Source organism: Nocardioides pelophilus, from assembly GCF_014180685.1.
GTDB lineage: Bacteria > Actinomycetota > Actinomycetes > Propionibacteriales > Nocardioidaceae > Nocardioides > Nocardioides pelophilus.
This window is the reverse complement of record NZ_JACEHF010000035.1, coordinates 16582-27308: the sequence shown is the minus strand read 5'-3', so window position 1 is coordinate 27308 and position 10727 is coordinate 16582. Positions and strand designations below refer to the sequence as shown.

Sequence of the window (10727 nt, the reverse complement as noted above, 5' to 3'; positions counted from 1 at the left end):
GTCCCTGATCTGGTCGCGGCCGACCGCCATGAAGTGCTCGTCGACGGAGTACATCCACCCGTACGACGCGTCCTCGGCGTACCAGTCGGCCATCACCCGCCAGTCGCCGGTGCGCTCGGCCTCGCGGTTGATCGCCAGCCAGGAGTCCCAGAACTCCTCGATCTCAGCACGGGTCAGCGACATCAGTCCTCCTCGATGGACAAAGCGAAAGCGGGGCAGTACTTCACAGCGGTGGTCACGTCGGCGCGACGCGACTCGTCGGGGTGCTCCTCGAGCACGACGACGACGTCCTGCTCGTCGTCGAAGCCGAAGACGTCGGGGGCCTCGCCCTGGCAGAGCTGGTGGCCCTGGCAGAGACCGGTGTCGGCGATCACCCTCACGTGGCTCGCCTCCGGTACCTGACCCGGCACGGCTGCTCCAGCTGGATCACCATCTTGGAGCAGTCGTCACGGTAGGAGTCGAGCGGCTGCGCGGCCTCGAACTCGAAGTCGCGGAGGATCACCGAGAAGATCGCCTTCATCTGCATCATCGCGAACGCGTTGCCGACGCAGCGGTGCTTGCCGGCCCCGAACGGGATCCACGTCCAGCGGTTCTGCAGGTCCTCCTGGCGCGGGTCGACGTAGCGAGCCGGGTCGAACTCGTCGGCCTTCGGGAAGTCCTCCTCGATCCGGTTCGACACCTTCGGGGACGCCGAGATCACCGTCCCGGCGGGGATCGTGTGACCCAGCAGCTCGAAGTCCTCCTGGACCAGCCGCATCAGGATGATCAGCGGCGGGTGCAGCCGCAGCGTCTCCTTGAGCGCCGACTCCAGCACCGGAATGGACCGGAGCGCTTGGAAGGAGACCTCGGAGCCGTCGGCGTAGAGGTCGTCCAGCTCGGCGACGACGTCGGCCATCACGTCGGGGTGGCGGAGCAGCTCGATCATCGCCCACGACGCCGTGCCCGACGAGGTGTGGTGCCCGGCGAACATCATCGAGATGAAGATGCCGGTCACCATCTCGGCGTCGTAGCCGACGGCGATCAGGACGTCGAGCAGGTCCCGGTCCTCCTTGGGGATCTCCCCCTGGGCGACCCGGCCGGCGATGATCGCCTGCACCTTCGCGACCAGCTCCTCGCGGGCCCGGTCGCGAGTGCGGAAGGTCTCGATGTCGGCGTACGGGTCGACGTAGGCGATCGCGTCGGTGCCGTGCTCCAGCCGGTGGTAGATCTCGGCGAAGGAGCCGTCCAGCTGCTCGCGGAACGGCCGGCCGATCAGGCACGAGGAGGTCGTGTAGATGGTGAGCTCGGCGAAGAAGTCGAGCAGGTCGATCTCGCCCTCGTCGCCCCAGTCGGCGACCATCCGTCGGATCTCCGCCTCGATCGTCTGTGCGTGGCCGCGCATCATGTCGCCGCGCAGCGCCTGGTTCTTGAGCATCTGCTGGCGCTCCTCCGGCGAGGCGTCGAAGACGACGCCCTTGCCGAAGATCGGCGTCATGAAGGGGTACGCCGCCGCCTGGTCGAGCACCGAGTCGGGTGCCCGGAAGAAGGCCTCGTTGGCCTCCGCGCCGGTCACGAGCACGACGTCCTTGTCGGCCAGCCGGAACCGGCCGATGTCGCCGCACTCCTCCCTGACCCGGGTGAACAGGCCGATCGGGTCGACCCGCATCTCGGGCAGGTGGCCGGTGCCGCGGATGATCTCGGGCACCTCGGCGCTCTGGTCGTCGAGGACGGTCGAGACCTCGGGAATGTCGCTCAGGCCCTCGACCCGGCTCGAAGTTTGTGACGGGTCGGCTCTCATTGGTCCTCCACCGGGGCCTCGGGATTGACGTCGACGGGACTGATGTGGACACCGCGCGGGGCGCTGACGACGGTCGTGATCGCGTCGGCGATGGCGCGGGCCTTGAGGAAGTGCGAGTGGCGGGCGTGGCCCCACTTGACCCACTGGTTGAGCACGAACGCCGCCGCGTCGGCGTCCCAGTCCATGCCCATCTCGCTCCAGGTCGGGCCGGGACGCACGATCGAGGCGCGGACGCCGGTGCCCTCGAGCTCCATCTGGAGGGCGTTCACCATGCCCTCGAGGCCGGCCTTGCTGGCGGTGTAGGCCGACATGAACGGCCGGGCGCGGAGCGCGACGTCGGAGGAGACGAAGACGATGTCGCCACGCCGGCGCTCGACCATGGCCGGCACGAACGCGCGCACCAGTCGATGCGCACCGACCAGGTTGACGTCGAGCTCGCGGGCGAACCGCTCGGACTCGACCTCGATGAGGGTGCCGGGACCCAGCAGACCGGCGTTGCTGATCACGACCTCGATGTCACCCAGGTCGGCGGCCGCCTTGGCGGCGAAGTCGGCGACCGAGGCGTCGTCGGCCACGTCGAGCGCGTGCGCGACGGCCTCTCCCCCGTCGGCCCGGATCGCCGCGGCGAGCTCCTCGCAGCGGTCCACGCGCCGGGCGCCGAGCGCCACGGGGTGTCCCGCGGCCGCCAGTGCCTGGGCGGTCTCGGCGCCGATGCCCGACGACGCGCCCGCGATCGCCGCGGGGCGCCGGGTCGGCTGGTGGTACCTGGTCATCGGCCACCCCGCTCGACGAACGTCGTGGGCAGCTGGGCGAAGCCCCGCACGTTCACGGAGTGCACCCGGACGGCCCGGTCGGCGTGCACCTCGAAGTGCTCGACGCGGCGCACCAGCTCGCTGAGCACCACCCGCGCCTCGAGCCGCGCCAGGTTGGCGCCCAGGCAGAAGTGACGGCCGGTGCCGAAGGCCAGGCTCTCGCTGAGCTCGTCCTTGGACCGGTGGATGTCGTACTGCGACGGGTTCGTGAAGACCCGTTCGTCGCGGTTCGCCGATCCCACGAGCAGCAGCAGCTTGGAGCCGGCCGGCATCGTCTGCCCGTGCAGCTCCACGTCGGCGGTGACGTAGCGCGCCAGCATCTGGGTCGAGTTGTCGTGGCGCAGGGTCTCCTCCACCCACTGCGGCACCAGGTCGGGTCCGTCGCCGTCGAGGACGGCGGCGCGCTGCTCCGGGTGCGACGACAGGTGGTAGAGCGCGTTGCCGAGCAGCTTGGTCGTCGTCTCGTTGCCCGCGACCACCATCAGGCAGAGGAAGGCGTTGATCTCGTTGTCGGTCAGCCGGTCGCCGTCGATCTCCGCCTCCACCAGCGCCGACGTCAGGTCGTCGCTGGGCTTCCCCCGGCGTTCCTTGACCATCTGGCCGTAGTAGGAGAAGAGCTCGATCGCGGCCTCCATGCCGGCCGGCGGGACGTCGCGTACGCCGGGCTCGCGGTGGACGAGGAGGTCCGCGAGCCGGCGTACCTCGTCGCGGTCGGCGACCGGCACGCCCATCATCTCGGAGATGACGTCCATGGGGAGCCTGCCGGCGAGCTCGGCGATCCAGTCCACCGAGTCCTGCTCGGCGTTCGCCGCGAACATCCGCTCGAGGTAGTGCTCGGTGAGCCGCTGCACCTGCGGCTCCAGCTCGCGGACCCGTCGGGGCGTGAACGCGGCCGACACCAGCTTGCGGATCCGCGTCTGGTCCTTGCCGTCGAGAGCGAGGAACGACATCACCCGGTGCGCCTCGGGGTTCCAGGCGCTCGGGTCGAGCGTGACGCCCATCCGGTTGGAGAAGGTGACGTCGTCCCGGAACGCGGCGAAGACGTCGGCGTGCCGCGACAGCACCCAGAAGTCACCGACCTCGTTGTAGTGGAGCGGTGCCTCGTCACGGAGCCGCGCGTAGAGCGGGTAGGGGTCCTCGTGGAAGTCGTAGTCGTAGGGGTCGAACTCGAGAACGGTGGCGGTCATGCCCTGCCCCTTCATGCCCATGTCAGGCGTTTCCTCGGATGATCACGGCGACGGCCGACTCGAGCCGGTCCGCCATCTCTGCGTAGGTGATGAGCCCCATCCCGACCTGGAGCAGCGCGCCGGAGAAGGACATCACCAGCACGTCGAGCACCGCCGGGTCGGCGGGCGTGGCCGGCTCGGCCGGGTCGGTGAGGGCGGCCTCGAAGCGCGCCAGGAACTCCGCGCCGATCTTCAGCCGGAGCCGTTCGACGTCGGGATCGGTCCCGAGCAGGGCGGGCGTGACCGCGGCGGCGAGCTCGGGCTCGGTCGTGATCCGCTCGGTCAGCGCCCGCACGGCGGCCTGCACCCGCTCGACGGCCGGAGCGCCGGGGCGGACCGCCGGGGTCGGGGTGTCGGCGAGGTGCCTCCAGAACAGCTCGGCGAACAGGTGGTTCTTCGAGGCGAGGTAGGTGTACGCCGTGGCGGGCGAGACCCCCGCGCGCTGCGCCACGGTGCGCACGGTGAGCGCTTCGTGGCCGACGGCGCGCAGCTCGTCGAGCCCGGCGACCATCAACCGCTCGACGGTGTCGGCCTGGCGAGCGTTGAGGCCGCGCCGGGGCGCTTGCGCGGCCTCCGAGCCGGCCGAGGTGGACACTTGGCTGGACATGTGTCCAACATAGGAGACGTTCACGTCGGACGCAAGACCAACTCTAGAACTCGTTCTATGCTTCGAGACGCTCGCTGCGCGAGCTCCTCAGCAACCGAAGCCACGCTCGCTGCGCGAGCTCCTCAGCAACCGAAAGGCAAGAGATGCGCAACGGCATCGTCCTCTTCACCTCCGACCGCGGCATCACGCCGGCCGAGCTGGCGAAAGCAGCGGAGGACCGCGGCTTCGACACCATCTACGTCCCCGAGCACACCCACATCCCGGTGCGGCGCGACGCGCTGCACCCGACGGGGGGCGAGGAGCTGCCGGACGACCGCTACCTGCGGACGCTCGACCCGTGGGTCTCGCTCGCGACCTGCGCCGCCGTCACCGACCGGATCGGGCTCTCCACCGCGGTCTCCCTGCCCGTGGAGTCGGACCCGATCACCCTCGCCAAGACCATCGCCACCCTCGACCACCTCTCCGGTGGGCGGGTCACGATCGGTGCCGGCTTCGGGTGGAACACCGACGAGCTGACCGACCACCACGTGCCGGCCGCCAAGCGACGCACCGTGCTCAAGGAGTACCTCGAGGCGATGCGCGCGCTCTGGACCGAGGAGGAGGCGTCGTACGACGGCGAGTTCGTGAAGTTCGGTCCGTCCTGGGCCTACCCGAAGCCGCCGCAGGGCCGGGTACCCGTGATCATCGGCGCCGGCGCCGGACCCAAGACCTTCGAGTGGATCGCCCGCAACGCCGACGGCTGGATGACCACCCCGACGTCGACGGAGGTCGCCGCCAATGCCGACCGGCTCCGGAAGGCGTGGGCCGAGGCCGGCCGCGCGGGCGAGCCCGACATCCGGATCCTGGTCGCCAAGCGCCCGACCGCCGAGGACTTCGCCGACTGGACCGCAGCCGGCCCGTCCGAGCTGATCTGGGGCGTCCCCGACGCCGAGCCGGACAAGGTGCTGACCTACCTCGACAAGATGGCCGGACGACTGGGGCTCACTGGATGACGCCGAGCCGGTACGCCGAGCTCTCGCGCGCGGACCTCGCCGTCCTCGTGCCGGAGCTGCTGCTGATGGGCCAGCTGATCGACAGGTCCGGAATGGCGTGGTGCATCTCCGAGTTCGGCCGCGAGGAGATGCTGCAGGTCGCGATCGAGGAGTGGGCCGCGGCGAGCCCGATCTACACCCGCCGGATGCAGCGCGCGCTCGGCTACGCGCCGGCCGTGCCCGGACAGGGCGACGTGGTCACGATCTTCAAGGGGCTCCAGCTCGACATCGGCGCTCCCCCGCAGTTCATGGACTTCCGCTACACCGTCCACGACCCCCGGAACGGCGAGTTCCGGCTCGACCACTGCGGCGCGCTGATGGACGTCGAGCCGATGGGCACCGACTACGTCAAGGGCATGTGCCACGACATCGAGGACCCCACCTTCGACGCCACCGCGATCGCGTCGCACCCCAAGGCCCAGGTCCGGCCGATCCACCGGCCGCCGCGCAGCCCCGACGCCCAGGCCGCCGACAGCCGCCCGCACTGCGCGTGGACGGTCATCATCGACGACTCCTACCCCGACGCCCAGGGCATCCCGGCTCTCGCGGTCAACGAGCGCACCCGGGCGGCCTCCCTCGAGCTGGCGCCGATCGACCCGGCTGACGAGGGCGCCGGCGACTACGCCGGCCCGCTGCTCGGCGACCTCGACTTCTCGGCGTTCTCGCACTCCGCGCTGGTGCGGATCGCCGACGAGGTGTGTCTCCAGATGCACCTGCTCGACCGGGCGTTCGCGATCGCGGTGGAGAGCCGGAGCGAGAGCACCGAGCAGCTGACCCGGATCCGCCGGCAGCAGCTCACCGGCGCCGCAGGCGTCGGCGCTCTCCGGATCGCCCGCGCGCTCGGCATCAGCCGCGACGAGGAGGGCGCGCGCCGCCTGCTCGCGATCCACCCGTTGCTGAACCCGGCGGCATACGTCGACGCCGACCTGGATCTCGCAGCCGACCCAGCAGCCGAGATCGTCGTACGCCGGTCGCCGGCGCACGACGACGGAGCCTGGATCTCGCTCTGCGGTCCGGGGTGGACCCAGGCTCTCGCCGCCGTGGTGCAGGTCCTCGACCCGCACCTCGACGTCGAGGTGACCCCGGCCGGCGACGACGCCTGGTCCCTCGTCGTGGTGCGCCGCGACCAGCCCGCGCCGGAGGCCAAGGAGGTGACGGTGACGAAGTTCAGCACCGGGACCGACTTCACCTTCCAACCGCGCACGTCGTTGCCCATCACGCCCGTCTGAGGAAGGGTCACCCCATGACTTCCGCCCGTCCGTTCGACACGATCCTCCGCCGCGGCCGCTACTTCGACGGCACCGGCGCCCCCGCCGCGGTCCGCGACGTCGGCATCCGCGACGGCCGGATCGCCGCAGTGTCGGCCGATCCGCTCGACGCCACCGGCTGCCCCCGGGTCATCGACGCCACGAACCGCTGGATCCTGCCGGGGATGGTCGACATCCACACCCACTACGACGTCGAGGTGCTGCGGGGGCCGGCCCTCGCCGAGTCGCTCCGCCACGGCGTCACGACCATCCTCATCGGCTCCTGCTCCCTGTCGACCGTGCACGTCGACGCCGTCGACGCCGGGGACCTGTTCGGGCGGGTGGAGGCGATCCCCCGCAGCCACGTCATCGAGCACGTCGAGGCCGCCAAGGACTGGGCATCGGCCACCGACTACGTCGCTGCGCTCGAACGGCTCCCGCTCGGTCCCAACCTGGCGGCGTTCCTGGGGCACTCCGACATCCGCACCGCGACGATGGGCCTGGACCGGGCCACCCGCACCGAGGTCCGCCCCTCACCGCTCGAGCAGCAGCGGATGGAGCGGATGCTGACCGAGGCCCTCGACGCCGGCTTCGTCGGGATGTCCGCGCAGCAGCTGCTCTTCGACAAGCTCGACGGCGACCTGTGCCGGTCGCGGACCCTGCCGTCGACGTACGCCAAGGGCCGCGAGATGCGCCGGCTGCGGCGGATCCTGCGACAGCGGGGCCGGGTGCTCCAGGCCGGACCCGACGCCTCGCACCCGCACACGATCCTGCAGCAGGCGCTGGCCTCGATCGGCGGCCCCACCCGGGCGCCGCTGAAGACCAGCCTGCTGTCGGCGGCCGACATCAAGGCCATCCCGTTCGTCATCCACCTGATGCGCGGGCTGTCCGGCGCCGTCAACCGGCTCGGCGCCGACTTCCGGTGGCAGCACCTGCCGGTGCCGTTCGAGGTGTACGCCGACGGCATCGACCTGGTGATCTTCGAGGAGTTCGGCGCCGGGGCGCAGGCTCTGCACCTGCAGGAGAAGCTGGCCCGGGACGAGCTGATGCGGGACCCGGAGTACCGCGCGCGGTTCCGCAAGGACTACGAGTCGAAGTACGGCCCCCGGGTGTGGCACCGCGACTTCTTCGACGCCGAGATCGTCGCCTGCCCGGACGCATCGGTGGTCGGGAAGTCCTTCGGCCAGGTCGGCGTGGAGCGCGGCGGAGCACATCCGGTCGACGCGTTCCTCGACTTGGTGCTCGAGCACGGCACCTCCATCCGGTGGCGCACCACGATCTCCGGCCACCGGCCGAAGGTGCTGCGCAAGATCGCCCAGGAGAAGGGCGTGCAGATGGGCTTCTCGGACGCCGGCGCCCACCTGCGCAACATGGCCTTCTACAACTTCGGGCTGCGTCTGCTCAAGCACGTCGTCGACGCCGAGCGCGCGGGTGAGCCGTTCCTGACGGTGGAGCAGGCGGTGCACCGGCTGACCGGCGAGCTCGCCGAGTGGTACGACCTCGACGCGGGGCGGATCCGCGAGGGCGACCGCGCCGACCTGATGATCATCGATCCGGAGCGGCTCGACAGCTCGCTCGAGGACTACCAGGAGGCCCCGGTCGAGACCTACGACGGCATGTCGCGGATGGTCAACCGCAACGACGCCACGGTCGCTGCCGTGTTCGTCGGCGGTCAGCCGGTGTTCCTCGACGGGCAGCCGACCGACGTCCTCGGTCGAGAGCGCACCGGGGTCTTCCTCCGCGCGGGCCGGCGCAACCCGGTCGCGTCGCGATCTGGAAGCGTCGTCCGGGAGACGACCGGCTAGACCAGCTCGGCGAGCCGCGCCAGTCCCGGCGGCGCGTGCGCGGCCAGTCGCTCGCGAGCCCGGTCCAGCGCCTCGGACCCGGGATGGCCGGGCGGGATCCGGGCCGGGTTGAGCGGCACTCGGCTCGCCCACTCCGCGATGTCGGGCTCCGCGGAGAACGACGTGGCCGCCCGGGCGCCGAGCACGTTCATCCGCGCCCAGTCCGCCGTCGAGTTGCCGTAGGGGGTCGGCGGACAGAGCCGGTTCTTCTCGGCGTCGTCGTCGCGGGTCGCCTCGACGTAGCCGACCAGCGCGGCTCCGAAGCAGGGGAAGCCGGACCGGATCGGCTGCAGGGTGATCGCGTCCGGTCGCCAGACCGGCACCAGGGGCGGGTACTTCAGGCCGTCGGCGGCGCAGTGCACGACGACGGCGTCGCTCGCGACGGCGACCGACCCGTCACCGAAGACGAGCCGCCCGGGTCCGACGGCCGCGAGGTGCCCGCGTCGGACGACGTTCTGGAGCGTCCGCAGCTGGTCCAGCTCCCAGGTGGCGAGGGTCGGAGCCTTGGCCATCGTCGGCAGCACCGTGCGATCGATCCGCAGCATGATGCCGGCGTCCTCGAGCCTGAGGAACAGGTCGTCGAGCGATGACGCCTGTTCCGCGGCGTGCATGGTGTCGGCGACCATGCCCAGGAAGATCACGGGGTCCGGCTGGACGACCGCTCGGTTCATCATCCACGGCTCCCGCGGCCGCACCCAGCAGATGGCGTCGGGATCGACACCCCGCGAGAGCAGCCAGATGCAGGCGTCGGTCGCCGTCTTGCCCGAGCCCACGACGACGTACTGGCGCGGCGCGTGCTCGATCCGGGCGAGTGCGTTGACCGCCACCACCCGGGCGTCGGCATCGACGGCGAAGGGCGGCGGCTTCTCGGCGGGGATGCTCGGCGCCAGGTAGTGCGCGTCGACGATCCGGCAGCGCTCCGGCAGCTCGTAGCGCTGCCCGGAGACCTGCGAGACCACGGTGCGACCGCCGACGTACTCGGTGTTCGGGAAGAACTCGACCTTCCCCGACTCCACCATCCGGTCGAGCGCCCGCGCGTAGTACTCGCAGATCGCCGCCTGCGAAGCACGTTCCTGGAGGCCCTCCTCGGGCCCGCTGCGCTGCAGCTGACCGCCGCCGAGCAGGGTCGAGGGGACGCCGTAGAACGCCGAGGCCTGGTGCAGGCGGACGAACGGGTAGGCCTCCAGCCAGTGTCCGCTGACGCTGTGGCGCCGGTCGACGACGGCGACGCGGACGTCGGCGTGGTCGACCAGCGCGTCGGTGAATGCCATGCCCATCGCGCCGGCCCCCACCACGAGGTAGTCGGCGTCCATCGTGCGCGTCATCCGACCACGGTGGCACTCCCGCGGCGCCTGCGCGTGCGATACGCGCAGAATCCCCCGCAGGCCGGCTCAGGCGCCGAACGCGTGGGTGGAGGTCACTCCCCCGTCGACGGCGATCTCAGCACCGTTGATGTAGGCGGACTCGTCACTGGCCAGGAACACGTAGACCGGGGCGATGTCGTCGGGCGTGCCCACCCGGCGCAGCGGCACCTTGCTGGCTCCGAACTCCATCGCCGCGTCACCGCCGTGCACCCGCGTCATCGGGGTGTCGATCATGCCGGGGTGGACCGAGTTGACCCGCACGCCCTTGGGCCCGAGCTCCATCGCGGCGCACTTGGTCATGCCCCGGATCGCCCACTTGGTGGCGGCGTAGGCGGTGCACGACGGCATGCCGGCCAGACCCTCGACCGACGAGGCGTTGATGATCGAGCCGCCGCCGTTCTTGCGCATGGTGCGGGAGACCGCCTGCATGCCGAGGAACACCCCGACCTGGTTGACGTTGACGAGCAGCTGGAACTCCTCGAGCGGCATCTCCTCGATCCGCCCGAACCGCAGCAGGCCGGCGTTGTTGGCGAGCACGTTGACCGGGCCGAACCGGTTGTTGGTGTCCTCGACCAGCGTCGCCCAGGAGGCAGGGTCGCTCACGTCGTGGTGGGCGAAGTGCGCGGACTCCGGCCCGAACTCCTGGCAGAGCTCGTCGGCGAGCGCCTGGCCCGCCTCCTTCGCGATGTCGGCGACGACGACCTTGGCGCCCTCGGCGACGAACGACCGCGCGATCGCGGCGCCCTGGCCCATCGCCCCGCCGGTGACGATGGCGACCTTATTGTCGAGACGGCCCATGGATGTCCTACTTCCTTGATT

General features: G+C 70.9%; 11 protein-coding genes. 3 read left to right on the top strand and 8 right to left on the bottom strand.

All coding sequences use genetic code 11. From position 1 onward, the window contains the following. From H0488_RS08900 to H0488_RS08875, 6 genes are all read right to left on the bottom strand, one after another. On the bottom strand, positions 1–183 hold a 183-nt coding region (locus tag H0488_RS08900; RefSeq protein ID WP_220794352.1), incomplete at its 3' end, for a hypothetical protein. Further along, a complete protein-coding gene (locus H0488_RS08895; RefSeq protein ID WP_183098921.1) occupies positions 183–380 on the bottom strand; it encodes a ferredoxin in 198 nt (65 codons plus the stop codon). The genes H0488_RS08900 and H0488_RS08895, both read right to left, overlap by 1 nt. Further along, positions 377–1777: a cytochrome P450 gene (locus H0488_RS08890; protein ID WP_183098920.1), complete on the bottom strand. Its 1401-nt coding sequence runs from the start codon at positions 1775–1777 to the stop codon at positions 377–379. Before H0488_RS08890 ends, H0488_RS08895 begins: the two co-directional genes overlap by 4 nt. After that, positions 1774–2550: an SDR family oxidoreductase gene (locus H0488_RS08885; protein ID WP_183098919.1), complete on the bottom strand. Its 777-nt coding sequence runs from the start codon at positions 2548–2550 to the stop codon at positions 1774–1776. Before H0488_RS08885 ends, H0488_RS08890 begins: the two co-directional genes overlap by 4 nt. After that, a complete protein-coding gene (locus H0488_RS08880; protein WP_183098918.1) occupies positions 2547–3776 on the bottom strand; it encodes a cytochrome P450 in 1230 nt (409 codons plus the stop codon). Before H0488_RS08880 ends, H0488_RS08885 begins: the two co-directional genes overlap by 4 nt. A gap of 22 nt (positions 3777–3798) precedes the next feature. Further along, positions 3799–4422, bottom strand: coding sequence for a TetR/AcrR family transcriptional regulator (locus H0488_RS08875; protein WP_183098917.1), 624 nt, complete (start codon positions 4420–4422; stop codon positions 3799–3801). A 143-nt stretch (positions 4423–4565) separates the two neighbouring features. Here H0488_RS08875 and H0488_RS08870 point away from each other — a divergent pair, with 143 nt between their 5' ends. From H0488_RS08870 to H0488_RS08860, 3 genes are read left to right on the top strand one after another with little or no spacing between them, the layout of a single operon-like run. After that, entirely contained in the window at positions 4566–5414 is an 849-nt protein-coding gene (locus H0488_RS08870; RefSeq protein ID WP_183098916.1) for an LLM class F420-dependent oxidoreductase, read from the top strand. Further along, the gene (locus H0488_RS08865) at positions 5411–6682 is read left to right on the top strand and encodes a hypothetical protein (RefSeq protein WP_183098915.1); all 1272 of its coding nucleotides are present in this window, start codon (positions 5411–5413) and stop codon (positions 6680–6682) included. Before H0488_RS08870 ends, H0488_RS08865 begins: the two co-directional genes overlap by 4 nt. A 14-nt stretch (positions 6683–6696) precedes the next feature. Then, positions 6697–8505, top strand: coding sequence for an N-acyl-D-amino-acid deacylase family protein (locus tag H0488_RS08860; RefSeq protein WP_183098914.1), 1809 nt, complete (start codon positions 6697–6699; stop codon positions 8503–8505). On the opposite strand, the gene H0488_RS08855 is transcribed toward H0488_RS08860, so the two are convergent. After that, positions 8502–9869: an NAD(P)-binding protein gene (locus H0488_RS08855; protein ID WP_183098913.1), complete on the bottom strand. Its 1368-nt coding sequence runs from the start codon at positions 9867–9869 to the stop codon at positions 8502–8504. The genes H0488_RS08860 and H0488_RS08855 overlap by 4 nt on opposite strands. A 66-nt stretch (positions 9870–9935) precedes the next feature. Further along, positions 9936–10706, bottom strand: coding sequence for an SDR family NAD(P)-dependent oxidoreductase (locus tag H0488_RS08850; RefSeq protein WP_183098912.1), 771 nt, complete (start codon positions 10704–10706; stop codon positions 9936–9938). Positions 10707–10727: the final 21 nt, after the last annotated feature.

Bases quoted from the DNA above. Each gene is read 5' to 3' on its own strand.
- H0488_RS08890 (WP_183098920.1), bottom strand. From the start codon at position 1,777: ATGAGAGCCGACCCGTCACAAACTTCGAGCCGGGTCGAGGGCCTGAGC.
- H0488_RS08885 (WP_183098919.1), bottom strand. From the start codon at position 2,550: ATGACCAGGTACCACCAGCCGACCCGGCGCCCCGCGGCGATCGCGGGC.
- H0488_RS08880 (WP_183098918.1), bottom strand. From the start codon at position 3,776: ATGACCGCCACCGTTCTCGAGTTCGACCCCTACGACTACGACTTCCAC.
- H0488_RS08875 (WP_183098917.1), bottom strand. From the start codon at position 4,422: ATGTCCAGCCAAGTGTCCACCTCGGCCGGCTCGGAGGCCGCGCAAGCG.
- H0488_RS08870 (WP_183098916.1), top strand. From the start codon at position 4,566: ATGCGCAACGGCATCGTCCTCTTCACCTCCGACCGCGGCATCACGCCG.
- H0488_RS08865 (WP_183098915.1), top strand. From the start codon at position 5,411: ATGACGCCGAGCCGGTACGCCGAGCTCTCGCGCGCGGACCTCGCCGTC.
- H0488_RS08860 (WP_183098914.1), top strand. From the start codon at position 6,697: ATGACTTCCGCCCGTCCGTTCGACACGATCCTCCGCCGCGGCCGCTAC.
- H0488_RS08855 (WP_183098913.1), bottom strand. From the start codon at position 9,869: ATGACGCGCACGATGGACGCCGACTACCTCGTGGTGGGGGCCGGCGCG.
- H0488_RS08850 (WP_183098912.1), bottom strand. From the start codon at position 10,706: ATGGGCCGTCTCGACAATAAGGTCGCCATCGTCACCGGCGGGGCGATG.